Below are 24,165 nucleotides of genomic sequence, written 5' to 3'. Positions count from 1 at the left end.
AGCCGCTAGGGCGTCCCGCCCGTGCCCCGAGCCACCGCCGCCGGCACACCGGGCGTCACGGCCGCCGGCACCACCGCAGCGCTCGTCTCGTGCTCCCAGCGCGTGCGCGGCAGCGCGTCCGGCGCCTCGCGCTGCAACCACGTCACCAGCTCCTCACGCACCAGGCACTGCAGGTTCCACAGCGCGGAGCTGTCCGCCGCGCTGATCGTCGCCCGTGCCCGCACCACCCCGGAGAGCGCCGAAGTGACCTGCAGACTCACCACCCGCCCGTCCCACAGCGGCGACTCCACCACGACACGCCGCAGCTCCGCCCGCATCGCCTCCAGCGGAGCCCGGAAGTCCACATCGATCTCCACGATGCCCATCACCTCGGTCGACTGCCGCGTCCAGTTCTCGTACGGCGTCGACGTGAAATAGGTGCACGGCAGGATCAGCTTGCGCTCGTCCCAGATCGCGACCACCACGTACGCGAGAGTGATGTCCTCGATGGTGCCCCACTCACCCTCGACGACCACCACGTCACCCACCCGCACCGCGTCACTGAACGCGATCTGCAGGCCCGCGAACACGTTTCCCAGCGACGACTGCGCCGCCAGGGCCGCGACCACGGACAGCACGCCCGCCGACGCCAGCAGGCTGGCGCTCGCGGCCCGGGCCTCCGGGAACGTGAACAGGACCGCGGCGCACGCCACGACCGACACGAGGCCCATGGTCAGGCGGCGCACGACCAGGATCTGGGTGCGCAGCCGGCGTGCGTCCCGGCCCACCATGCTGTGCCCCACGCGGTGCAGCGCCCGGTCCTCGACGACGAGGGCGATCGTGGCGACCATCCAGGCCGAGCTGAGGATCACCGAGACGACCACGACGTGCTGCAGCACGGGGAACCAGTGGTCGCCGCGGTTCGCCGTCGCCCACACGGCGATCCACATGCCCACGACCATGAAGGTCGCGTGGGCGGGCTTGCGCAGCCGTACGGCGATCTCCCGGACCGTCTCGTTGCTGCGCGCGGCGTAGCGCACCACCTTGGAGGCGAGCAGCACGGCGAAGAAGGCGACGGTGACCGCGAGGACCACCCATCCGAGGGTGACGGCGAGGTTCGTTGCCTGTTCGATCTCTTCCTCTGCCACCCGCACAGCGTCGCCCACCCGAGCCACACGCCGCAAACTCCACAAGCCAGACAATGTGGTTTTCACCCGACTGGTGGGTCGGCAGGGTGACCCACCAGCCGGTCAGCCGGTCAGCCGGTCAGGCGGTCAGCGATTCTCCGGCGTGGAGGTGCGCGTACCGGTACCCGCCGCCCAGGCGGGCCGTGTCGAGCCAGCGTGCGGTCAGGGTGTGCCCTACCTCGGACAGCAGCGCGTCGTGGATCGGTACGACGACGGCCGCGGGGACCGACCGGGCGAGGTCGATGGCGTCGGCGAGCCTGGCCCAGGGCCCGGAGACGGGGACCAGGAGCACGTCCAGGCCGCCGTCGGGGACGTGCTGCGGCGCGGTGTAGGAGTCGCCGGGGTGGTAGAGGCTGCGTCCGGACGTCTCGATCCGGTAGGTGACGTTCATGGCCAGGCGGGGCGCGTCGGGGTGGATCTCGGCGTGGGTCCCGCCGCCGACGGTGACCTGGGCGCCCGCGACCTCCAGGACCTCGCCGGGCGCGACGGCGTGTACCCGGTCGGCGGGCGCGCCGGCGGAGGTCAGCTCGTCCAGGGCGGAGGGCGGCCCCCAGACGTGGGTGTCGGCGGACGAACCGAGGTGTTGGAGCACGGCTTCCGCGTCGAGGTGGTCGGCGTGGTCGTGCGTGATCAGCACGGCGTGGGCGCCGTTCAGTGCGGCGTGGGTGTCGGAGAACGTTCCGGGGTCGATGACGAGGCGTCCGCCGGGCACGTCGACGGACACGCACGAGTGTCCGTGGAAGGTGAGCTGCATGCTGGCACCTTACGCTCGCGCGGCGGGCGTGCTCAGACGGCGGAGCGGGCCGCTCTGCGTCGTGCGAGCTCGTCGCCCTCGACGACGGGGACGTCGTCCGGTTGGCCGGGGTCGAGGGTCTCGGTCGGCATCTGGGCGAGGGTGCCTTCGATCTCGCGCCATACCCGGCCGACGGCGATGCCGAAGACGCCCTGGCCGCCGGCGACGAGGTCGACGACCTCGTCGGGCGAGGTGCACTCGTAGACGCTCGCGCCGTCGGACATGAGGGTGATCTGCGCCAGGTCGTCGACGCCCCGCTCACGCAGCGCGGTGACGGCGGTGCGGATCTGCTGCAGGGAGACACCGGTGTCGAGGAGGCGCTTGACCACCTTGAGCACCAGGATGTCGCGGAAGCTGTACAGGCGGTGCGTGCCGGAGCCGGTCGCCGGTTTGATGCTGGGCTCGACGAGTCCGGTGCGGGCCCAGTAGTCGAGCTGACGGTAGGTGATGCCGGCGATGTGGCATGCCGTGGTGCCGCGATAGCCGGTCGTGGCGTCCTGCTCCGTCAGGTCCTCACCGAAGAGGAGACCCTGCGCGCCGTGCGGGACCGTAGCGCGTGTGGCTCTCTCACCGCTGGTGTTCACTGTGCCTCCTGGGGTGTCGTGACCACGCTATGGCGCGTCGAAGGTGATTTCAAAGATGCGCGCCGTGAAAGGTTCGGCGTGTCGCGAGTTGGTCCGTTTTCAGCCGGTTCGGCCACCGCCGCCCTGGCCGCCGCCGGGCGGTCCGAGGAAGTCCTCCGGGGTGACGTGGTCCAGGAAGTCGCGGAAGCGTTCGACCTCGGCCTGCTGGTCGACGTCGACGATCTCGACACCGGCCAGGGCCACGATCTCGGCGGAGCACAGGACGGGGCTGCCGGTGCGCACGGCGAGCGCGATGGCGTCGGAGGCCCGGGAGTCGAGGTGCACGCCGTTGCTCAGGACGAGCTCGGCGAAGTAGATGCCGCCTTCGAGGGCGACGATCTCCACCCGTTCGAGCGTGACGCCGACGGCGCCCAGCACGTCCCTCAGCAGGTCATGGGTCATGGGGCGCGGTGTGGCGAGGCCCGCCTGTGCCATGGCGATGGCGCTTGCCTCGCGGGCGCCGATGACGATCGGGATGGCCAGGTCGGCGGCACTGTCCAGCAGCAGCACGACGATCTCCTGATCGCGTTGCTGCTGTCGAACGCCGAGGATCTCCACCGGGACCATCGGCACGTCGTCCGGCCTCACGCTTTCACCGTACGGCTACTCGTGGCCGCTCGTCGCGCGCTCGGGACAAATTCCTGGTCACAGGGCGGTCGTCCAGGGGCAAAAAGCGGGTGAACTCTGTGCGCGCGGGTGGCGCGGGTGCGTGCGGGTGGCGCGGGTGCGTGCGGGTGCGCGGGTGACGGTGCAGGTCAGCCGAGGTCGTCGATGCCCTGTCGTACCCACGCGGCGTGCAGGCGGGTGAACAGCTCGCCCATGTCGCTCGCCATGCTGGCGGCGCGGCCGCGTGCCGCGCTGGCCTGCTGGCTGCGCAGTGGTGCGACGACCTGGTCGACGAGCGCGACCTGCCGGTCGGCGGACGTGCGGAAGGACCGCAGGTGGCGTGGTTCGACGCCGAACTCGGCCAGGGCCCCGGCGGTCCGGGCGACGTCGACGGCACCCGACCCGAAGGTGCTGCCCGACGCGGGCAGCAGGCCGGCGCGGGCCAGGTCGTGCACGAACTCCTCGGTGACGCCGGCAGCGTCGGCCACGGACTGCGCGGTCCAGCGACGTCGCGCGGGTGCGGCGACGCCGGCCAGGCGTGGTGCGGGGTGTTCCGCCGAGTCGGGGTCGGCGTCCATCGCGGCGAGGCGTTCCTTGATCACCTTCAGCGGCATGTAGCTGTCGCGCTGCTCGGTCAGGACGAACCGCAGGCGTTCGACGTCGGCCTGGCTGTACTGGCGGTACCCCGACGGCGTGCGCACGGGTTCGATCAGGCCCTGCTCCTCGAGGAAGCGGAGCTTGGAGTGCGAGACGGACGGGAACTCCTGGCCCAGGGCGCGCAGGACGTCGCTGATGCGCATCGTGGCCTGGCGGGAGATGCCGCGAGGCCAGGGCGCGCCGGTGTCGTCCTCGTCGTGGCCGTGCTGGTCGTGGCCGTGCTCGCTGTCCTGGGCACGGTCGTGGCGCGGTACGGCGGTGCCGTGGACCCCGCGATGGTCGCGCGCGGCGCCGGCCGTCACGGGGCGGGCGTCCCCGCGCCCCACTGCGCCGGCGACTGCGGGCTGGCGTGGAAGGTGAGGCGGAACTTGCCGATCTGCACCTCGTCGCCGGTGACCAGCGTGGCGGCGTCGATACGGCCGCGGTTGACGTAGGTGCCGTTCAGGGATCCGATGTCACGCACGACGAACGAGTCGCCCTCGCGCACGAACTCGGCGTGCTTGCGGGACACGGTGACATCGTCGAGAAAGATGTCCGCCTGCTCGCTGCGACCGGCGACGCTGCGACCGGTGTCCAGGAGGAAGCGTGCGCCGAACCCGGGCCCCCGCTGCACGATCAGCAGGGCGGAGTGCCGCGGCAGAGCGGCTACGGCGGCGGCTTCCTCCGGGCTGAGCGCCGTACGGGGCGCCTGCTCGTCGGAGGTCGGGAACGCGATGCGACCCAGGTTGGCCGTGGTATCGGGCCCGACCGGATGGGCGCTGGGGTCCGTCATCAGGTCTCCTCGGGTGCGGTGGTGATGTGCCGGGCAACTACGCTCGGACAACGGCTGGGACCGCGTCCGGGTTCCACTCAACCTACCCCGATCGCGACGGAGACGGGAACCAAAGTTGGGAACCAACCCGGATAAAACTACCCACGTCGCGACGGTTCCGCATGCCGGTTCCCCTACCTCGTCCCGCCGCGCCCCGGATCCGGGCCGAGAACGTGGCCGGGGTCACTCCTCGTCGACCGGTTCGGCGTGCTTCGGCTCACCCGGGATCCGCAGCGCATCCACCCTGACCTGGTCGGAGACCGTGATGGTCACCTCGCCGCCCTCCTCACGGATGCGCGGCAGCGCACCACCCGGGATCTCCAGCGCACGGTCGATCGTCTCGGGGTCACCGATCGCCGTCCACTCGTACGGGGAGCTGATCGCCGAACCGTCGAGCACCACACCACCACCGGCGTCGACGAAGTAGCTCGTCGTGACCAGCCGCACCCCGTTGACCTGGATCGCCTCCGCCCCCGCGTTGCGCAGCTCCTCGAGGAGGTTGAACAGGACCTGCGCCTCCAGCGGCCGGTCACCGTCCGCCACCTCGATCTGCACGCCCGGGCCGTGAGCGGGGAGCCTGCCCGACAGGATGCCCTCCTGCTCGGCGCGCTGCTGCGCGAGGTCCCGCGCCGCCTGGTCACGACCGTCCTCCGACCGCAGCTCGTCCCGGATGGCCTCCAGCTCGGCGACCTCCGCGTCGAGCTGGTCCGCACGCTGCGTCACCTCGTCCAGGAGCCGCACCAGCTCGTCCTGACGCAGGCTGCTGAGCTGGTCCCCCGTCGACTGCCCCACCTGGACCGCGAGGGCGAACCCCAGCAACAGGCACAGCAGGCCGGTCAGCAGCTCCGATCGCGTGCCACGAGGCCGCAGAAGCTGCGCGACCCGCCGCCAGCCGGACACCGCAGCCGGCCGCGCGGGCGCATCCTCCGCCCGGTCCTCGGTCTGGTCCTCGGTCTGGTCTCCCGGCTGGCCCTCGGTCTGGTCGTCCACCTGCTCGTCGCCCATGCTCACGCCTTGAAGATGTGCCGGCGGATCGAGGCAGCGTTCGAGAAGATCCGGATACCCAGCACCACCACCACTGCCGTCGACAGCTGCCCACCCACACCGAGCTGGTCACCCAGGAACACGATGAACGCGGCCACCACCACGTTCGACAGGAACGACACCAGGAAAACCTTGTCGTCGAACAACCCGTCGAGCATCGCCCGCAGCCCCCCGAACAACGCGTCCAGCGCCGCCACCACCGCGATCGGCAGGTACGGCTGCAGTATCAGCGGGACGGTCGGCTGCAGCACCAGGCCGGCCACCACCCCGATCACCAGCCCGACGATCGCGATCATCCGTTGCCCTCCTCCGATCGATCCTGCGTCGTATGCGCATAGCGCAGCGTCGGGGACCCCGCACCCGGCAGGAACATCCCCTCGCTCGTCGTCACCTCGTTCTCGATGCCGTACTCCGCGCTCAACAGCTGCAAGAACCCCAGCCCCGCGGACCGCGCGAACTCCACCTGCATGTCGTCCGCGTCCCCCACCGCCTCGATCGTGTACGTCGGCCCGTTCAACGGCTGCAGATCCACCAGGATCGCGTCACCCGCGTTCCTGATCGCCGACAACGACGTCAACCGCTCATCGTTCACCGCGACCGCCTCCGCGCCCGCCGCCCACAGCTCGTTCACGACGAACTGCACGTCCGCGTCCCGCACCCGCGACTCCGCCGGCGCATCACCCGGATCCACCAGCCCACCACCCGAACCATCGGTCAACGTCACCACCATGCCAGGCCCCCGCACCGGCACCGCACCACTGACCCACCGATCCAGCTGATTGACCTCCACCAACGCCGACGGCAACAACCCACCACCACGCAACCCGTCCACCTCCGAACGAAGCTCCACCGACCTGCGCGACAGCTCCTCCACCGCGGCACTGCGATCCTGGATCTGCTCCATCAGCACCGAACGCCCCTTCGCCACAGACGGCTGCGGCGCTCGCAGCTCCCGCACCGCGACCGTGGTCGCCGCACCGAGCAGCACCGCGAGCAGCACCCACGTCACCACGCTCGCCACACCCCGCCGCGGCGTCGACTCCCCCGCCTCCGCGCGTCGCTGGGCCATCTGCGCGTACCCCGGGTCCAGCGGACGCTCGGTGACCTCGCACAGCAGCGTCATCGACTCGTCCGGGCGGCGACCCGCGGCGTCCACCCCCGGACCCGGCACGGTCATGCCGCGGCCGCCAGCCGTCGTACCTGCGCCACGTACTGCAGCCCTGCCAGCCAGTACAGGCCCACACCCCACCACGTGAAGGCCCAGCCCACCACGTGCGCGGACGCACCCAGCCAGCCCGGCACCTCCGCCAGCAGCAGGAGCGGGAACGCGTACAACAGGGCGAACGTCGCGACCTTGCCCACCAGCGTCACGTTCAGCGTGCCGTACCCGAGACGCGCGAGCACCGGCACCGTCAGCGCCAGCAGCACGTCACGCGCCACGATCACCGCCACGAGCCACAGCGGCACCACCTCGCGCCACGCCAGACCGATCAGCGTCACGAAGATGAACAGACGATCCGCGAACGGGTCCAGCACCTGCCCCAGCCGGGTCACCTGGTTCAACCGACGGGCCAACACACCGTCGAGCCAGTCCGACACGCCCGAGACCGCGAGCACGAGCAACGCCCAACCGTCCTCGCCCACCACGATCAGCACGGCGAAGACCGGCACGAGCGCCAGCCGCACCAGACTGATCACGTTGGGCACGGTCAGGATCCGGGAGCTCATCTCCGCCCCAGTAGACACGCACACCGCCCTTGTTCACGCCGGTTCGTCTCGGCCGCCATCCTACGGCGCACCCGTTGCGTATCCGCACTGGCGCGCCGCCCGGCGCCGCGACCACACCCCTCACCACGCACGACACCACCCACAACATCACCCCCGTGCTGCACGTCACGCTCCCGCACTCTGTGCCGAAGCCCCCACCAGCCGATAGGGTGGTGCCACATCCCCTTGGAGTTCGTCGTCTTCCCGTGTGTGCACATAACGTGCGAGGCAGGCCCGCAGCCCTGGCTGCGGGGAAGGTGTTTCGGGAGCGAGCGACGCGAGGGCCCTCACCTCGGCCCTGACTCCGCCCGCGACGACGAACGGTGCATCACTGCATGTCTATCGACACCCATGACCTGATCGCGCCTGCCCAGCAGGAGACTGCCCAGCAGGACACCGAGCAGGCCACCGCCGACACCGGCGACCAGGCGACCCCCACGGCCGCCACCCACGAGGCCACCACCGAGGCCACCCACACCGAGGCCACCGCGCCCGAGCCCACCGGCCCGACCTTCGCGAGCCTCAACCTCCCCGCACCCCTCATGGCAGCGGTCAACGAGCTCGGCTTCGTCACCCCCTCCGCCATCCAGGCCCGCGCCATCCCCGAACTCCTCGCCGGCCGCGACATCACCGGCGTCGCCCAGACCGGCACCGGCAAGACCGCAGCCTTCGGCCTCCCGCTGCTCGCCGCCGTCGACCCCGCGCTCCGCAAGGTCCAGGCCCTCGTCCTTGCCCCCACCCGCGAGCTCGCCATGCAGGTCGCCGACGCCATCGAGTCCTTCGCGTCCAAGCTCGACGACGTCCGCGTCCTGCCCGTCTACGGCGGCGCCCCCTACATCCCCCAGCAGCGCGCCCTGCGCGACGGCGTCCACGTCGTCGTCGGCACCCCCGGCCGCATCAAGGACCACCTCGACCGCGGCGCCCTCAAGCTCGACGACATCCGCTTCCTCGTCCTCGACGAGGCCGACGAGATGCTCCGCATGGGCTTCGCCGAGGACGTCGAGGAGATCTTCGGCCAGGCACCCACCAAGCGCCAGGTCGCCCTCTTCTCCGCGACCATGCCCCCGGCCATCCGCAAGGTCGCCGACCACCACATGACCGACCCCGTGCAGATCGCCGTCACCCGACAGGCCTCCACCGTCACCTCGGTCCGCCAGACCTACGCCGTCGTACCCTTCCGCCACAAGGTCGGCTCCCTCGCCCGCGTCCTGGCCACCTCCGACGCCGACGCCGCCATCGTCTTCACCCGCACCCGCGGCGCAGCAGAAGACGTCGGCTCCGCCCTCATCGAGAAGGGCATCTCCGCCGCCACCATCTCCGGCGACGTCGCCCAGAAGGAACGCGAGAAGATCGTCGAGCGACTCCGCTCCGGCGCCCTCGACGTCCTCGTCGCCACCGACGTCGCCGCCCGCGGCCTCGACGTCGACCGCATCGGACTCGTCGTCAACTTCGACGTCCCCGGCGAACCCGAGGCCTACGTCCACCGCATCGGCCGCACCGGCCGCGCCGGACGCACCGGCGAAGCACTCACCTTCGTCACCCCCCACGAGCGCGGCAAGCTCCGCAGCATCGAACGCACCATCCGCGCCTCCCTCGAAGAGGTGGAGATCCCCTCCCCCAAGGACGTCTCCGCCCACCAGGTCAAGCGCACCCTCGGCAAGGTCGCCACCCGCCGCGAAGCCGGCCGCCTCGAGATGTACACCGACCTCATCCGCACGTACACCCAGGAGAACGACGTCGACCCCATCGACGTCGCAGCCGCCATCGCGGCGCTCGCGGTCGGCGACGACGGCCCCCGTGCCCGTGCGGAGCAGGAGGAGTACGAGCGCGAGCGGAGCGAGGCCAAGGCAGCGGCGGCCCGCCGCAACAACCGCGACGGCGACCGGCACGACCGCGCCCCGCGTGGCCGCTCCGAGGGCGAGCGCGGCATCCGTCGACCGGCCCGGGGTACCCGCTACCGCATCGCCGTCGGGCACACGCACGGCGTGCAGCCGGGCGGGATCGTCGGCGCGCTGACGGGCGAGGGCGGCATCACCGGCGCCGACGTCGGCAAGATCGACATCTTCGGCAGCTTCTCCCTGGTGGACATCATCGCGCCGCTGGACAACGACGCGCTCGACCGCCTCGCTCGCGCCCGGGTGGCGGGCAAGCCCCTGCGTATCACGCTCGACCGCGGTCCGGCCCGCCCCGGTGGCGACCGCGACCGGTCTCCCCGGACGGGCGGCGACCACCGCCGTCCCGACGGTGAGCGCGGCCCGCGTGGCCGCAGCACCGCCCACTGGGAGGCCCGCAGCAGCCGCTGACCCGGCTGACGCTCGACGAGCAGTCGCATGACGACGGCGGTCGGGTTTGCCGAGACCATGTCTCGGCAAACCCGACCGCCGTGCTCGTTGTCCGGTTACGTCCGAGCCGGCTACGTCCCAGCCGGCTACGTCCCAGCCGGCTACGTCTGGTCGGGCTCGTCCCGGTCGGGCTCCGCCGCCTCGCCCAGCTCGCTCACCAGGGCCACCAGGCGGCGGGCCTCGGCCATGCCGTGCTCGCCGTCCGCCCGCTGGATACCCATGACGGCGAGCACGTCGCCGTCGGCCAGGTCGAGGTGCACCCAGGGGTCGTTCGGCCCGAACCGCACGGTCACGATCTCGGCCCAGGCCAGCCGGCGACTCTTGGCGTAGTTCACCACGGTGAGCCCGGTCGGGTCCGGGAGGGCCCGCACGGCCCCGAACCGCCACGCGACGACGGCACCCAGCAGCCCGAACACGATGATGCCCACCCGGTTCGCCGCGTCGGCGGTGGTCGCCGCCAGCGCCACGAACGTGCATCCGCCGGCGACGAGCAGCGCCAGCCCGTACGCCGTCGGCGTGCCGAAACGGCCGCGGAAGGTTCGGAAGCGGTTCCCGCCCCCGCCGGCGTCGCTGCTACCTGTCTCCGCGGCCATGGGACCTACAGCCGGGAGGCGTGGATCGACGTCACGATGATGGCGCGCGCACCGACGTCGTACAGCGCGTCCATGATCTGGTTGGTCTGGCTGCGCGGGACCATGACGCGCACCGCGCGGGCGTCGCTGTGGTGCTGCGCCGAGACCGTCGGGGACTCCTTGCCCGGCGTGATCGCGACGGCCCGCTCGAGCTGGGCCTCGGGGACCACGTAGTCCATGAGCACGTACTCCCGGGCGGTGATCACACCCTCCAGCCGCCGCGTCAGGATGTTCAGGCCGGCCGGCTGCTCGGCGTCCGCCTGCCGGATCAGCACGGCCTCCGAGCGCAGGATCGGGTCGCCGAAGACCTCGAGCCCGGCGGCCCGCAGGGTGGTGCCGGTCTCCACGACGTCGGCGATGACGTCCGCGACGCCGAGCCGTACGCTCGACTCCACGGCACCGTCGAGGTGCACGATCGCGGCGGGCTCGACACCCTGCTTCGCGAGGTGCTGGGCCACGAGAGTCGTGTACGACGACGCCACGCGGCGCCCTGCGATGTCGCTCACCTGGGTCACCGGCGCGGCCTCACCGGGCCCGGCGGGCGCCGCGTACCGGAACGTCGACCGGGCGAAGCCGAGGCCGAGGTGCTCGACGGCATCGGCACCCGAGTCAAGCATCAGGTCCCGGCCGGTGATCCCGACGTCGACGGTCCCGGTACCCACGTAGACCGCGACGTCGCGCGGGCGCAGGAAGAAGAACTCGACGTCGTTGTCAGGGTCGGCGAGCACGAGCTCGCGGGTGTCCCTGCGCTGGCGGTAGCCCGCCTCGCGCAGCATCTCGGAGGCGGGGCCGGACAGGGCACCCTTGTTGGGGACGGCGATGCGCAGCATGTGTGTGGTTCCTCTCTGGGTGTACGTCGGATCCGGGTGCGAGGCAGGGCCTCGCTACAGATGCGCGTACACGTCCTCGAGGGTCAGTCCCTTGGCGACCATCAGGACCTGCAGGTGGTACAGGAGCTGGGAGATCTCCTCCGCCGTCTCGCCGTCCGACTGGTACTCGGCGGCCATCCACACCTCGGCGGCCTCCTCCACCACCTTCTTGCCGATCGCATGAACGCCTGCGTCCAGCTGGGCCACGGTGCCTGAACCCGCCGGGCGGGTCTCGGCCTTCTCGGTCAGCTCGGCGAACAGGGTCTCGAAGGTCTTCACGGGCCCAGCCTAGTCGGGCACCCGGGGCACCACCCGCCGCCGTCCCACGTTCTGGCCATGTCGCACCTATGGCGCCGGCCACTCCAGCGCCCGGGTCGAGCCCCCATCTTCTGGGCTGGGGTGCGGCGACCTCGGACTCTGGGGTGTCTTCAACACGCTTGGCACACTATTAATCTATGACCACACGGTTACCGCGACACCGGCGCCAGGTCCCGGAGCGTCACCGCCGTGGCGACAGCGGCCTCCGCCGCCTCGGCACCCTTGTCCTCGCGGGACCCCTCGAGGCCCGCGCGGTCGAGTGCCTGCGCCTCGTCGTCACACGTCAGCACACCGAACCCGACGGGCACGCCGGTGCGCACGCTCACCTCCGTCAGGCCGGTGGTGGCGGCGGAGCACACGTACTCGAAGTGCGGCGTGCCGCCCCGGATCACCACGCCCAGGGCGACCACGGCGTCCGCTCCCCCGGCAGCCGCCCGGGCCGCCGCCACCGGCAGCTCGAACGACCCGGGCACCCGAACCTCGGTCCAGTCGGCGCCCGACTCCTCCAGCGCCCTGCGCGCGCCGGCCAGCAGACCGCCCATCACCTGCTCGTGCCAGCTGGCCGCGACCACGACGACCCGCAGGCCGGTCCCGTCGACGGTCACCTTCGGTGCTCCGGCCCCGCTCATGCGCATGCTCCTTCGTCCTCGTTCACGACCGTGCTCATCGCCGGCCTCGTCTCAGTCCTTCTGCCGCGGTCCCAGCCCGTCAGGCCGTTCCCCGTCCCGTCCGGCCCGGTCAGCTCCACCTTCTCGATGCGGTGCCCCAGCAGGGCCCGCTTCGTCTCCAGGTAGCGGTGGTTGTGCACCCCGCGCCCCACCACGAGCGCACGCCGCCCGACGACGTCGGTACCCGCCTCCCGCAGGCCCGAGACCTTCTCCGGGTTGTTCGTCAGGAGGGTCACCCCGTCGATCCCGAGGTCCGCCAGCATGGCCGACGCCGCACCGTACTCCCGCGCGTCGACCGGCAGCCCGAGGTCCACGTTCGCCTCGACCGTGTCCCGGCCGCCGTCCTGCAGCGCGTAGGCCTGGATCTTCGCCGCCAGGCCGATCCCCCGGCCCTCGTGGCCCCGCAGGTACACCACGGCGCCGCCCTCCGCGGCCACAGCGGCCAGCGAGGCCTCCAGCTGCGGCCCGCAGTCGCACCGCAGGGAGCCCAGCGCGTCACCCGTCAGGCACTCCGAGTGCACCCGCACGAGGGTCCCCCGGCCCGGGGCCTCGCCCCGCGCACCGGACGGCGTGGCCGGGGTGAGCGCCAGGTGCTCGGCACCCGAGCGCTGGTCCCGGTACGCCACCACGCGGAAGTCGCCGTGCCGGGTCGGCAGCGCCGCCTCCGCGACCCGGACCACCCGGGCAGGTTCGGCGGCGTCGGGCACGGGTCGGTCGACGGGGTCGTGCACGCGGCGCCACGCCACGAGGTCCGCGACGGTCAGCAGCACGAGCCCGTGCTCCGCCGCCAGGACCTGCGCCTCGGGCAGGCGCAGCACGTCGCCGTCGTCCCGGACGAGCTCCGCGATCGCGCCCACCTCGCCCAGGTCCTTGCCCAGCTCCTTGCTCACACCGCCGGCGAGGCGCACCAGATCCACGGCCGCCTCCGTGTGCCCCGCGCGCTCCAGCACGCCACCCGGCCGCGCCCGCAGCGGCAGCACGTGCCCGGGCCGGATCAGGTCCCGGGCGCCCGACGCCGGGTCGCCCAGCACCCGCAGCGTGCGTGCCCGGTCCGCGCCGGAGATGCCCGTCGTCACGCCGACGGCAGCGTCCACCGAGACCGTGTACGCCGTGGAACGGGGGTCCTCGCTCCGCTCCACCATCAGGGGCAGCTCCAGCGCGTCGGCGCGGTGAGCGGGCATCGGTGCACACAGGTACCCCGAGGAGTGCCGCACCGTCCAGCCCACCCACTCGGCGGTCGCGGTGCTCGCGGCGAGCACCACGTCCACCTCGTTCTCCCGGCCTGCGTCGTCGGCCACCAGCACCGGACGGCCGGCGGCCAGCTCCGCGAGGGCGCGCTCCACCAGGCCCGCGCTCATCGTGCGACCTCGGGCTGTGCGGTCTCGGGCTGTCCTGCCTCGACCGGGGCGACGCCGGCCGCCGGCACCGCGGGAGCCCGCACGCCGGCCGCCATCAGGCGCTCGACGTACTTCGCGAGCACGTCCACCTCGACGTTGACCAGGTCGCCCGGCGCGAGCCGGCCGAGCGTGGTCGCGGCGAGCGTGGTCGGGATGAGCGACACGCCGAACCCCTCGTCCGACACCCAGGTCACGGTGAGCGAGACCCCCGCCAGCGCGACGGAGCCCTTCTCCGCGACGTACCGGGTGAGCGCGGGAGGCGCGGCGAAGGCCAGCTCGTCCCAGCGCGGCCCGGGCGTGCGCCGCACGAGCGTCGCGACGCCGTCGACGTGCCCCTGGACCACGTGCCCGCCCAGCCTGCCGTCGGCGGGCAGCGCACGCTCCAGGTTGACCGCCGCGCCGGGGACGAGGCCGCCGAGCGAGCTCCGGCGCAGCGTCTCCGGCATCACCTCGGCCACGAAGGCACCGTCGGCCACCGACGTGACGGTGAGGCACACACCGTCGACGGCGATCGAGTCGCCGGGGCGGGCGTCGGACGCGGCGAGCGGACCGGCCACGGTCAGGACGGCGTCGGACGCGTCGTCGCCGCCAGGGCGGGTGAGCGCGACGACGGAGCCGAGCTCCTCGATGATTCCGGTGAACATCAGATCTCCTCCTTGGCGGGCCGGGCGGACCGGCCGTCCTGGCGTGGCTGGGTGGTGGTGTCGGGCTGGGTCGTGTCGGGCTGGGTCGTGTCGGGCCGGGCGCGGCGCGCGACCAGGAGCGCGTCGTCCCCCAGCCGGGTCACGTCGTGGGTGGCGAAGCGCGCGGCGGCCCCGATGCTGGTGATACCCAGGTCGCCGACCACGGACGGTCCCGACCCGAGCAGCACGGGCGCCACGTAGGCGTGGATCTCGTCGACGGCGTCGGCGGCCAGCAGCGCGGTCGCCAGGGTGGGACCGCCCTCCACGAGCAGGTGCCGCACCTCGCGCTCGGCGAGCCGTTCGAGCACCACGGCGAGATCGTGCTCGGGCAGGTGCAGCAGCGTGCCCCCGGGTCCGTGCAGGCGAGCACCGCCAGGCACCGCACGGCGGCCCAGCACCACCCGGAGCGGCTGGTGCTCGAAGAGCCCGCCGTCGGTGGTCCGGGCGGTGAGCGTCGGGTCGTCCGACAGGGCGGTGCCCGTGCCCACCGCTATCGCGTCGACCTGCGCGCGGATCGTGTGGGCATGGGCGCGCGCCTGGGGCCCGGTGATCCAGCGGCTCGTCCCGTCCGCTGCCGCGACCCTGCCGTCCAGGCTGGTCGCGAGCTTCAGGGTCACGTACGGCCGGCCGGTGCGCACGGCGTGCAGCCAGTGCCGCAGCAGTTCCTCGCCCTCGTCCGCGAGGAGGCCTGTGGTCACGTCGATCCCGGCGGCACGCAGCCTGGCCGTTCCCCCGGTCGCGACCGGGTTCGGGTCACCGACCGCCACGTGCACGGCGGCGACGCCGGCGTCGATCAGGGCGTCGGCGCACGGGCCGGTGCGGCCGTGGTGGGCGCACGGCTCGAGCGTGACCACCGCCGTCGTGCCGCGCGGGTCGATGCCGCGCGAGCGGGCAGCGGCGAGGGCCGCGGCCTCCGCGTGCGGGGTACCGGCGCCGCGGTGGAAGCCCTCGGCGACCGGGCGACCGTCCGGGTCGAGGAGCACGCACCCGACGCGCGGGTTGGGACCGTGGGCGGGGCCCTGCGCGGCCAGCGTGAGAGCGCGGCGCATGGCGGCCTCGACGGTGGTCGCGGACGCCGGTACCGCCGTGTGCCGCACGGCGTTGCCCTGCGGTGCCTGGGTCATGCTGTCCTCCCCGAGCTTCGGCGCTCCGGGGGTGGACGACGGGGACGCGGACGGAACCTCACGGCCCAGCCCGCGCGCACGACGTCACGGCGCCACGCGCCCCAGGGGGCGCCGACGCCGCACGTGCTTCCTCCCATCCGGACTTTCACCGTCGGTCCTGGAGTTTCACCAGATCAACCGGCCCCCTTGCGGAGGACGCGGGTCGCGGACTGTCACCGCCGGCTCGGAATTACACCGACCCCGGAGCACGTGTGTGCGTACTGCTGCTTGCCAGCATGCCACATCTCGCGGGTTTGCCGGCATGGTGTGTGTCACACCCCGCGCCGGCCCTGCCACCGAACCCTGCCACCGGATCGGCCGGCCGGGCGACTGGCCCGGCCAGAAGGCCCGCAGTCACGCCAGACTCCCCCGGTCGAGGCTGTTGGCGAGGCGGCGGTCGAGCTGTGCGCGGTGAGCGAGAACGCTTGGCACACTTTTTCTAACCATCGACGCGTGGCTGGAGACCACACGGCAAAGGTCCGCCTCGAGCATGCAGTCTGGCTTGCTGCCGATCCCGGATCCAGGCCAGATCGCATGCTCGAAGCGGACCTTGCTCCTCGCTCCCTGCTCGATCGACGCCGGTCCCGTCAGTGGGCGTGCTTGCTCGCCAGCTCCCGGAGCGTCGCGATCTCGGCCGGGATGTCCTCCGCGCCGTACACCGCCGAACCGGCGACGAACACGTTCGCACCCGCGTCGGCCGCCCGCTCGATCGTGTCGCGCGACACTCCCCCGTCGACCTGGATCCACACGTCCAGGCCCGACTCGCTCACGGCCTCACGTGTACGGCGGATCTTCGGCAGGGTGCCCTCGATGAAGGACTGGCCGCCGAACCCCGGCTCGACGGTCATCACGAGGATCATGTCGATCTCGGCGAGCAGGTCGAGGTAGGGCTCCACCGGCGTCGCGGGCCGCAGGGCGACCCCCGCCCGCGCACCGAGCCTGCGCAGCTCCCTGGCGAGCCGCACCGGCGCCTGGGCCGCCTCCGCGTGGAAGGTGACCGACGCCGCCCCCGCCTCCGCGAACGCCGGTGCCCACCGGTCGGGGTTCTCGATCATGAGGTGCGCGTCGAGCGGGACGGGCGACACCTTCGCGAGCCGCTCGAAGATCGGCAGCCCCAGTGTCAGGTTCGGCACGAAGTGGTTGTCCATGACGTCGACGTGGGCGTAGTCGGCGTCGGCGATCCGGCCGAGGTCGCGCTCCAGGTTCGCGAAGTCGGCGGACAGGATGCTCGGGGCGATGAGGGCTGCCATGATGCCAGCCTAGAGCGCGATTCCGGGTGCCACTGAACGGCCCCACCGAACCGCGCAGGCGCAACGGACCGGGAGCGACGATGATCCCCGAGGTGAACTACTGGGCAGTGCTCGTGGCCACGCTGTCGACGATGATCGTCGGCTCCGTCTGGTACACGCCCAAGGTGTTCGGCACGCGCTGGATGCGGCTCGCGAAGGTGGACCCGAAGGCGGCCGAGGCGGCGGGCGTCTGGCCCATCGTCGTCACGGTGATCGTCAGCTTCCTGACCGCCTGGGTGCTCGCGGGCGCCGTCTACATCTCGTGGGAGTTCTACGAGGGCGGCTTCCTCACCGCCGCCGTGGTGACCGCAGTGCTGCTCTGGATCGGCTTCACGGCCGCACGGATGGTCACGCACGACGCCTTCGAGGGACGCCCGCCGGCGCTCACCGTCCTCAACCTGGCGCACGAGCTCGTCACGATCCTGGTGATGGCCGTGATCATCGGCGTCTGGCCGCCGGCGGGCGTCTGACCGCGAGCGCCGGAGGACCTACCGGGCCACTACCGAGGCCGTCAGGCCATCTTGCGCAGCAGCGTCAGGTGCATGGCGTCCGTCCCGTGCACGTGCGGCCAGAGCTGCACGTCGTCGCGGTCGGCCAGCGGGATCTCGGCGGCGGCCCCGCCGGCGCGCACGACCGCCCGTACGGCGGCGGGCGTGTCGAGCCGTTCGACGTCGTCGCGCTTCTTGAGCACGTCGGAGACCACGAGCTGGGTCTCGGCGAGGTGCGGGGAGCACGTCACGTAGGCCACCACTCCCCCGGGGCGTACGGCGTCGAGCGCCGAGGCGAGCAGCTCGCGCTGCAGCCCGGTGAGCGCGGCGAGGTCCGCCGGCGTCCGGCGCCACCGGCTCTCCGGTCGGCGGCGCAGTGCGCCCAGCCCGGTGCACGGTGCGTCGACGAGCACGCGGTCGTAGGCGTCCGGCTCGTCGGCGCCGACCTCACGTCCGTCGCCGGTCCGTACCTCCTCGACCACGCCGTCCGGCATCGCTGCCAGGGCGTTTCGCACCAGGCGGGCACGGTGCGGTGCCACCTCGTTGGCGACGAGGGTGGCGCCGCGTTGTGCGGCCAGCGCGGCGAGCAAGGCCGCCTTGCCGCCCGGTCCGGCGCACAGGTCGAGCCAGCGCTGGTCGCGGCCCTGTGCACCGTCCGCGAGGGGCGCACCGGCCAGGGCGAGGGTCACGAGCTGTGAGCCCTCGTCCTGGACACCGGCCAGCCCCTCCCGCACGGCGGGGATCCCCGACGGGTCGGAGCCCTCGAGGCGCAGCGCCGTGGACGCCCAGCGTCCGGCGACGAGGTCGGAGTCGCCCCACGCGGCCTCGTCCGAGACGTCGACCAGGCCGGGCCGGGCCACCAGGGTGACCCGGGGCGCGGCGTTGTCCGCGGCCAGGAGGTCGCCGATCTCGCCGACGTCGCGTCCGTTGCCCGCGAGCGCCTCGCGCAGGGCGCGCGCGATCCACAGGGGGTGCGACTCGGTGGCCGCGAGACCGGTCAGGGTGTCGGGTGCTTCCTGCTCGAGGGTCGAGAGCCATTCGTCGAGCGGGCGTTCGGACACGCGGCGCAGCACCGCGTTCACCATCTGTGCGGGGCCGGCGCCCACGCGGTTGCGGGCGAGGCCGACGGTCTCGGACACGGCGGCGTGCACCGGGACGCGCATGCCGAGCACCTGGTGGGCGCCGAGGCGCAGGACGTCGAGCAGTGCGGGGTCCAGGCCGGGCAGCGGGCGGTCAACCAGGGTCGCGAGGATCGCGTCGTACCGGCCGCGCAGGCGCAGGGTGCCGTAGGTCAGCTCGGTGGCGAACGCGGCGTCGCGTCCGCGGATGTGGCGCTCGCGCAGGAGCGGGGGCAGTACGAGGTTGGCGTAGGCGTCGGACTCGTCGACCTCGCGGAGCACGTCGAATGCTGCCGTGCGTGCGGGGTCGGTGCGCTTGCGGCGTTCCGAGGGCGCCTGCGACGTCCGGGTGCGTTCTCCGCCGCGGGTTCGCGACGCGGGCCGCTGGCGTCCGGACGCGTTGCGGCGGTCGTCGAACCCGCCGTCGCGCGAACCGCCGTTCCCGCGGTCTCCCTCGTGGCCGCTCATGCCGACACCTCCGTGGCGTCCGTCGCGTCCGTGGCAGGGCCGCCCAGCACGAGGCCTGCCTCGACGAGCGTGCGCCCACCGCCACGAGCCCAGTCGGGTGCGGGCATGGCCTTCTTGCCGACGGGACGCACCTCCCCCAGGGCGACGGCGTGCGTGGCGGTCCCGACCAGCACCTCGTGCTTCAGCGCCCGCACCTCGCCGGGGTGCAGGTCGGCGACCTCGGGGCGTGGCGAGACGGGGCCGAGCCCGAGGCGGGAGCCGTCGGGCAGCACGGTCCATGCGCCGGGTGCCGGTGTGCAGCCGCGCACGAGCCGGTCGACGGCGAGCGCCGGGGCGGTCCAGGTGACGCGGGCGTCGTCGGTGGTGAGCTTGGGGGCCACGGAGACGCCGTCGGCGGGCTGGGGCTGGGGCTGGAGGGTGCCGTCCTCCAGGGCGTCGAGGGTGGCGACGAGCAGCTCGGCGCCCGAGACGGCGAGGCGGCCGAGGAGGTCGCCGGACGTGTCGGTGGGACGGATGGTCTCGGTGGCCGTGCCGAGCACGGGTCCGGTGTCCATGCCCTCGTCGAGCAGGAACGTGGTGGCTCCGGTGACCTCGTCGCCTGCGATCACGGCGCGTTGCACGGGGGCGGCGCCGCGCCAGGCGGGTAGCACCGAGAAGTGGAGGTTGATCCAGCCGAGCCGTGGCACGTCGAGCACCGCTGGCCGCAGGATGTGCCCGTACGCGACCACGGGGGCCGCGTCGATCTCCAGCTCGCGCAGGCGCGCGACGAACTCGTCACCGCGCGGTACGTCCGTGAGGACGGGGATCCCGGCCTCCTCGGCTCGGGCGCGTACCGGGCTCGGGGTGAGCTTGCGGCCGCGGCCCGACGGCGCGTCGGCGCGGGTCAGGACGGCGACGACCTCGTGGCGCGAGGCGAGCAGCGCCTCGAGCGAGGCGACGGCGGGTTCGGGGGTTCCTGCGAAGAGAAGACGCACCTGGTCAGTTTAGGTGCGCGCCCGCGGTGCGCCCGCCGGTGCTACTCGGCGACGGGGATGCCCAGAGCGCGCAGATCCTTGCGGAGGGCCTCGGTGGTGGTGAAGACCACGCCGTGGAAGCCGACGCCGCGCGCTGCGTCCACGTTCACGTCCTTGTCGTCGATGAACACGGCGCGGGCGGGGTCGACGTCGAACCGTTCGGTGACGAGCTCGAAGATGCGGCGGTCGGGCTTGGCCATGCCCTCACGACCGGACACGATGACGTCCTCCATCAGGCCGATCGCGGGTGCGGCGGGCTCTGCGTTGTGGAAGGTCTCGGCCTGCCAGTTCGTGAGCCCGTAGAGCCGCAGGCCGAGGCCCTTGAGCTCGGCCACGAGCTCGGCGGACCCGTCGATCGGCCCGGTCAGCGACAGCTCGTAGTGCTCCACGTACCGGCGCAGGTCGTCGGCCAGGTCGGGGTGGGTGCGCTCGACGCGCTCGAGCAGCACCGTGTAGGGCGTCCCGGCGTCGGCGGCGTGGTTGATGGAGCCGAAGTCCACGGCGTCGAAGAACGCCTCGATCTCGGCCCGTGGCCTGCCCTCGTAGGGGCCGAACGGGTCCCAGCCGATCAGCACGTTGCCGAAGTCGTACACGACGGTGTCGATCGTCGGCCGGTCCTGCGCGGTGGTCGGGGTGCGGGGGCTGGTCGTCAAAGCATCTCCTTCGGGTCGAGCTGGACACGGACCGTGCCGCCCTCACGGCGTGCGGAGCGGACGGCGAGGCTCGCCTTGAGCCTACGGGCCAGCTCGTCGCCCTGGGCCAGCGGTACGCGCAGCACGGTCCGGACGGGCAGGTCGAGCGCCTGCACCGTGGTCCGGCCCGCGCCACCGCCCCTGCTGCCCGACGGCGCTCCCGTGCCTCTGCCGCCCGGTCCACGCCCCGTGGCGTCGGGGTCCACCTCGACGGGGCCCAGCACGCCGGATCCGGCCCCTGGGTCCTCGCGGAGGCCGACGCGCCCGACGACGGCGTCCACCGCCGTCCGGTCGCCCGTCACGGCGGCCACACGCACGGCCGGGGGCAGGTGGAGCTCGGCCCGCTCGTCGAGCTCGCGCGCCGCGAAGCCCGCCGGGTCCCAGCGCACCAGGGCCTGGGTGGGCCCGGGGGCGCCGTCGCCCACCAGGAGCACCTGCCCCCGTGGCCCCGGACGGACCAGCGACGCGGCCGCCAGCCAGCGGTGCAGTGCGTCCGTGCCGGCGGCGAGGCCCGTGCCGCCCGTCATCACGGCGGCGTCCAGGAGGAGCGCCGTGGCGTACCCGCTCTCGGCGACCGGCTCCGCGCCGGGGGTCGCCACGACCAGTGCCGGGGTGGCGGGGACGGCGTCGAGCACCCCGCCGGGGGCCGACGCCGAGGACAGCCGCACCGGCACGCCCGTGAACGCGCGCCCGAGCTCCTCCGCGGTGCGCGCCGACCCGACCCGGACGGACCGCAGGCCGGTCCAGCCGCACTCCTCGCAGTGCCAGCCGCCGGCGAGGCGCCCGCACCACGTGCACTGGGGTGCCCCGTCGGCGTGCGGCAGGCCCAGCGGACCGTGACAGTGCCCGCAGCGGGCCGCCACCCGGCATCGTGAGCACGCCACGACGGGCAGGTAGCCCGAACGTGGCACCTGCACGAGCACCGGGCCGTGCTCCAGGGCGTCCCTCGCGGCCTTCCGGGCGGTCGACGGCAGGCGGGCCGCCGCGGCGGCGCCGTCCCGCGCGAGCTCGACGGACGTCAGCGCCCGCACGCGCGGGGCACGAGCGCGCACCACGTCCCGCGCCGCCGCGAGCTCACGCGCCCAGCCCGAGGCCAGCAGCGCCTGCGCCTGCACCGTACGGCCCGGCGAGCCGAGGAGGAACGCGGCGCCCTCCCGCTCCGCGCGGAGCGCGAGCACGTCACGCGCGTGGGGGTACGGGGCGTGCGGCTCGGCGAGCGTCTCCTCGCCGTCGCCCCACAGGACCACCAGCCCGAGACCGGCCACGGGGGCGAACATCGCGGCCCGCGTGCCCACCACCACCCGCGCGTCGCCGCGCAGCGCCCGGAGGAAGGCGCGGTAGCGGGGTGCCGGCCCGTCGTCCGCGAGGAGTCGCACGACGTCCTGCGCCGGGAGGCCTGCGTCCCCCAGTGCCGTCGTCACGCGTGCCACGTCCCTGGCATCCGGCACGACCACGAGCACACCACGCCCGCCGGTGGTGCACGCCCGCACCGCCTCGGCGACCGCGGCCGTCCAGTGCGGGGTACCGGTGCTGTCCGTGTCGGTCCCCACGCCCGACAGTGCCGACCAGACCGCCCGCGGCGCCTCGCCCGCGTGGATACGGCGCAGGTAGGCCTCGCCACCGCGGTACGGGGCCCAGGCGGACGGCCCACGGGCCCCGGCAGCCCCGGTGGCTTCAGCAGGCTCAGCGGGCTCAGCGGGCTCAGCGGGCTCAGCGGGCGGCTCCTTCTCCACCCGGGCGTGCCGCGGCGGCAGGGCGAGCCGGAGCACGTCGGCGAGGGTACCCGCGTACCGGTCGGCGACGGCGCGGCACAGCCCCAGCACCTGCGGGGTCAGCACCCGCTCGCCGGACACCACCTTGCGCAGCGGGACCAGGCGGCCGTCATGGTCGGAGGTCTCCTCCCGGGCCACGACGTAGCCACCGACGTCCTGCCGACCGAACCGCGCCTTGACGCGGACCCCGGGCTGCGCCTCCTGGTCCATCGTGGCCGGGACCAGGTAGTCGTACGCCTGGTCGAGGTGCGCGGGCTGCAGATCGAGCACGACGCGCGCCACCGGCAGGGTCCCGGCGATCGGGACGCCGTTGGTGTCGGCACGCTCCAGCGGCCTCCCGGCACGGCCGCGCCCGCCGGCGGGCGCGGCACCGACCTCGTCCAGCCCGAGCAGCGCACCGTCGGACGGCTCGTCGTCCCGCACCGACCCGTCCGGCGACACCACCTGCCCCCTCTCCCCGTTCACGCTCCCTATCCCATCACGCGCCACCGACATCCCGGGGTGCGTGACCAGGCCGGCAGCCGGCCGACCGCCGGCGGGTCAGAACAGGCTCAGCAGGTCCTCGACGCGGTCGGTACGCTCCCACGTGAAGTTCGGCAGGTCCCGACCGAAGTGCCCGTAGGTCGACGTCGCGCGGTAGATCGGGCGCAGCAGGTCGAGGTCCCGCACGATGGCGGCCGGCCGCAGGTCGAACACGTCCTTGATCGCCGAGGTGATCATCTCGACGGGCACGGTCTCGGTGCCGAACGTCTCGACGTACAGGCCCACGGGGTGGGCCTTGCCGATCGCGTAGGCCACCTGGGCCTCGCAGCGCCGGGCCAGACCGGCCGCCACCACGTTCTTGGCGACCCACCGCATGGCGTACGCGGCGGAGCGGTCCACCTTGGACGGGTCCTTGCCGGAGAACGCACCACCGCCGTGCCGCGCCATGCCGCCGTACGTGTCGACGATGATCTTGCGGCCCGTCAGGCCGGCGTCGCCCTGCGGCCCACCGATGACGAACTTGCCGGTGGGGTTCACGAACTGCTTGGCGCCCGACCAGTCCAGGCCCGCGGCGTCCAGCACGGGCGCTATGACGGTCTCCGCCACCTCGACGTGCAGCTTCTCCTGCTGGACGTCGGCGTCGTGCTGCGTGGAGAGCACCACCGTGTCGACCGCGACGGGGCGGTCACCGTCGTAGCCGACGGTCACCTGCGTCTTGCCGTCGGGCCGCAGCCCCAGCAGCTCACCCGACTTTCGTACGGCGGCGAGCCGCTCCGAGAGGCGGTGCGCCAGCCAGCCCGCCACGGGCATGAGCGACGGCGTCTCGTCCGACGCGTAGCCGAACATGAGTCCCTGGTCCCCCGCGCCCTGCGCGTCCATGGGGTCGAGGTCGCCCGCGTCGTCCCGCATCTCCAGGGCCTTGTCGACGCCCTGCGCGATGTCGGGCGACTGCTGGCCGATCGACACCGACACACCGCACGAGTCGCCGTCGAACCCGATGGCGGAGGACGTGTAGCCGATCCCGCGCACCACGTCCCGCACGATCTGCGGGATCTCCACGTAGGCCTCGGTGGTGACCTCGCCCGCCACGTGCACCAGGCCGGTGGTGACCATGGTCTCGACGGCCACCCGCGACGCCGGGTCCTGCTCCAGGAGGGCGTCGAGGATCGCATCACTGATCTGATCGCACACCTTGTCCGGATGACCCTCAGTCACGGACTCGGACGTGAACAGACGCAGCTCGCTCATGCCCACCAGCCTACGGTCTCGCACAGCGAACAGTCGATCCTGAAAGGTGAGACGG

At 73.1% G+C, this 24,165-nt stretch carries 25 protein-coding genes and 1 riboswitch; of the genes, 2 read left to right on the top strand and 23 right to left on the bottom strand.

Annotated features, from left to right (window positions below; genetic code table 11):
* Positions 1-5 precede the first annotated feature (5 nt).
* From ACYVK7_RS13780 to ACYVK7_RS13735, 10 genes are all read right to left on the bottom strand, one after another.
* Positions 6-1,127, bottom strand: coding sequence for a mechanosensitive ion channel family protein (locus ACYVK7_RS13780; RefSeq protein ID WP_460888288.1), 1,122 nt, complete (start codon positions 1,125-1,127; stop codon positions 6-8).
* A 118-nt stretch (positions 1,128-1,245) separates the two neighbouring features.
* Positions 1,246-1,920, bottom strand: coding sequence for an MBL fold metallo-hydrolase (locus tag ACYVK7_RS13775; RefSeq protein ID WP_460888287.1), 675 nt, complete (start codon positions 1,918-1,920; stop codon positions 1,246-1,248).
* Between the two features lie 32 nt (positions 1,921-1,952).
* Positions 1,953-2,543, bottom strand: a complete 591-nt coding sequence (locus ACYVK7_RS13770) for a MerR family transcriptional regulator (RefSeq protein ID WP_460888286.1) — start codon at positions 2,541-2,543, stop codon at positions 1,953-1,955.
* Positions 2,544-2,642: 99 nt separating this feature from the next.
* Positions 2,643-3,149, bottom strand: coding sequence for a bifunctional nuclease family protein (locus tag ACYVK7_RS13765; protein WP_460888370.1), 507 nt, complete (start codon positions 3,147-3,149; stop codon positions 2,643-2,645).
* A 188-nt stretch (positions 3,150-3,337) separates the two neighbouring features.
* Positions 3,338-4,147: a transcriptional regulator FtsR gene (gene ftsR / locus ACYVK7_RS13760; RefSeq protein WP_460888285.1), complete on the bottom strand. Its 810-nt coding sequence runs from the start codon at positions 4,145-4,147 to the stop codon at positions 3,338-3,340.
* Positions 4,144-4,617, bottom strand: coding sequence for an FHA domain-containing protein (locus tag ACYVK7_RS13755; RefSeq protein WP_116675148.1), 474 nt, complete (start codon positions 4,615-4,617; stop codon positions 4,144-4,146). The genes ftsR and ACYVK7_RS13755 overlap by 4 nt, the downstream gene beginning before the upstream one ends.
* Before the next feature lie 222 nt (positions 4,618-4,839).
* A complete protein-coding gene (locus ACYVK7_RS13750) occupies positions 4,840-5,661 on the bottom strand; it encodes a DUF881 domain-containing protein (RefSeq protein WP_460888284.1) in 822 nt (273 codons plus the stop codon).
* A 2-nt stretch (positions 5,662-5,663) separates the two neighbouring features.
* Complete coding sequence (locus ACYVK7_RS13745) at positions 5,664-5,996, bottom strand: small basic family protein (RefSeq protein ID WP_108494149.1); 333 nt, start codon at positions 5,994-5,996, stop codon at positions 5,664-5,666.
* Complete coding sequence (locus ACYVK7_RS13740; RefSeq protein WP_460888283.1) at positions 5,993-6,700, bottom strand: DUF881 domain-containing protein; 708 nt, start codon at positions 6,698-6,700, stop codon at positions 5,993-5,995. Before ACYVK7_RS13740 ends, ACYVK7_RS13745 begins: the two co-directional genes overlap by 4 nt.
* Before the next feature lie 173 nt (positions 6,701-6,873).
* Entirely contained in the window at positions 6,874-7,428 is a 555-nt protein-coding gene (locus tag ACYVK7_RS13735) for a CDP-alcohol phosphatidyltransferase family protein (protein ID WP_460888282.1), read from the bottom strand.
* A gap of 374 nt (positions 7,429-7,802) precedes the next feature.
* On the opposite strand from ACYVK7_RS13735, the gene ACYVK7_RS13730 reads away from it, so the two are divergent.
* The gene (locus ACYVK7_RS13730; protein ID WP_460888281.1) at positions 7,803-9,770 is read left to right on the top strand and encodes a DEAD/DEAH box helicase; all 1,968 of its coding nucleotides are present in this window, start codon (positions 7,803-7,805) and stop codon (positions 9,768-9,770) included.
* Positions 9,771-9,910: 140 nt separating this feature from the next.
* Here ACYVK7_RS13730 and ACYVK7_RS13725 read toward each other — a convergent pair whose 3' ends face one another.
* The 8 genes from ACYVK7_RS13725 to rpe form a co-directional block, all read right to left on the bottom strand.
* Positions 9,911-10,402, bottom strand: coding sequence for a PH domain-containing protein (locus ACYVK7_RS13725; RefSeq protein WP_460888280.1), 492 nt, complete (start codon positions 10,400-10,402; stop codon positions 9,911-9,913).
* A gap of 5 nt (positions 10,403-10,407) precedes the next feature.
* On the bottom strand, positions 10,408-11,271 hold the full coding sequence (gene hisG, locus ACYVK7_RS13720) for an ATP phosphoribosyltransferase (protein WP_460888279.1): 864 nt from the start codon (positions 11,269-11,271) through the stop codon (positions 10,408-10,410).
* A gap of 54 nt (positions 11,272-11,325) precedes the next feature.
* Positions 11,326-11,589, bottom strand: a complete 264-nt coding sequence (locus ACYVK7_RS13715) for a phosphoribosyl-ATP diphosphatase (RefSeq protein ID WP_460888278.1) — start codon at positions 11,587-11,589, stop codon at positions 11,326-11,328.
* A gap of 188 nt (positions 11,590-11,777) precedes the next feature.
* Positions 11,778-12,257 carry a 6,7-dimethyl-8-ribityllumazine synthase gene (ribH, locus tag ACYVK7_RS13710; RefSeq protein ID WP_460888277.1) on the bottom strand — a complete coding sequence of 160 codons (480 nt, stop codon included), beginning with the start codon at positions 12,255-12,257 and terminating at the stop codon, positions 11,778-11,780.
* Entirely contained in the window at positions 12,254-13,654 is a 1,401-nt protein-coding gene (ribA, locus tag ACYVK7_RS13705; protein WP_460888276.1) for a GTP cyclohydrolase II, read from the bottom strand. Before ribA ends, ribH begins: the two co-directional genes overlap by 4 nt.
* Complete coding sequence (locus ACYVK7_RS13700; RefSeq protein ID WP_460888275.1) at positions 13,651-14,337, bottom strand: riboflavin synthase; 687 nt, start codon at positions 14,335-14,337, stop codon at positions 13,651-13,653. Before ACYVK7_RS13700 ends, ribA begins: the two co-directional genes overlap by 4 nt.
* Positions 14,337-15,500 (bottom strand): bifunctional diaminohydroxyphosphoribosylaminopyrimidine deaminase/5-amino-6-(5-phosphoribosylamino)uracil reductase RibD, encoded by a 1,164-nt coding sequence (gene ribD, locus ACYVK7_RS13695; RefSeq protein ID WP_460888274.1) that lies wholly within the window; start codon positions 15,498-15,500, stop codon positions 14,337-14,339. Before ribD ends, ACYVK7_RS13700 begins: the two co-directional genes overlap by 1 nt.
* A 119-nt stretch (positions 15,501-15,619) precedes the next feature.
* A riboswitch (FMN riboswitch) is annotated at positions 15,620-15,753 on the bottom strand.
* 373 nt (positions 15,754-16,126) lie between these two features.
* Positions 16,127-16,789, bottom strand: a complete 663-nt coding sequence (gene rpe / locus ACYVK7_RS13690) for a ribulose-phosphate 3-epimerase (protein ID WP_460888273.1) — start codon at positions 16,787-16,789, stop codon at positions 16,127-16,129.
* 80 nt (positions 16,790-16,869) lie between these two features.
* Here rpe and ACYVK7_RS13685 point away from each other — a divergent pair, with 80 nt between their 5' ends.
* Positions 16,870-17,298, top strand: a complete 429-nt coding sequence (locus ACYVK7_RS13685; protein ID WP_460888272.1) for a DUF1761 domain-containing protein — start codon at positions 16,870-16,872, stop codon at positions 17,296-17,298.
* A gap of 41 nt (positions 17,299-17,339) precedes the next feature.
* On the opposite strand, the gene ACYVK7_RS13680 is transcribed toward ACYVK7_RS13685, so the two are convergent.
* The 5 genes from ACYVK7_RS13680 to metK all read right to left on the bottom strand — a co-directional run bounded on the left by ACYVK7_RS13680 (position 17,340) and on the right by metK (position 24,110).
* Positions 17,340-18,902, bottom strand: coding sequence for an RsmB/NOP family class I SAM-dependent RNA methyltransferase (locus ACYVK7_RS13680; RefSeq protein WP_460888271.1), 1,563 nt, complete (start codon positions 18,900-18,902; stop codon positions 17,340-17,342).
* Positions 18,899-19,876, bottom strand: coding sequence for a methionyl-tRNA formyltransferase (gene fmt / locus ACYVK7_RS13675; protein WP_460888270.1), 978 nt, complete (start codon positions 19,874-19,876; stop codon positions 18,899-18,901). Before fmt ends, ACYVK7_RS13680 begins: the two co-directional genes overlap by 4 nt.
* Positions 19,877-19,917: 41 nt before the next feature.
* Entirely contained in the window at positions 19,918-20,568 is a 651-nt protein-coding gene (locus tag ACYVK7_RS13670; RefSeq protein WP_460888269.1) for an HAD family hydrolase, read from the bottom strand.
* Positions 20,565-22,844: a primosomal protein N' gene (locus ACYVK7_RS13665; protein WP_460888268.1), complete on the bottom strand. Its 2,280-nt coding sequence runs from the start codon at positions 22,842-22,844 to the stop codon at positions 20,565-20,567. Before ACYVK7_RS13665 ends, ACYVK7_RS13670 begins: the two co-directional genes overlap by 4 nt.
* 75 nt (positions 22,845-22,919) lie before the next feature.
* Positions 22,920-24,110: a methionine adenosyltransferase gene (metK, locus tag ACYVK7_RS13660; protein WP_460888267.1), complete on the bottom strand. Its 1,191-nt coding sequence runs from the start codon at positions 24,108-24,110 to the stop codon at positions 22,920-22,922.
* Between the last annotated feature and the right edge of the window lie 55 nt (positions 24,111-24,165).

Source organism: Promicromonospora xylanilytica (assembly GCF_054782895.1).
The sequence above is the reverse complement of the archived record's forward strand: the minus strand, read 5'-3'. Positions and strand labels throughout refer to the sequence as shown.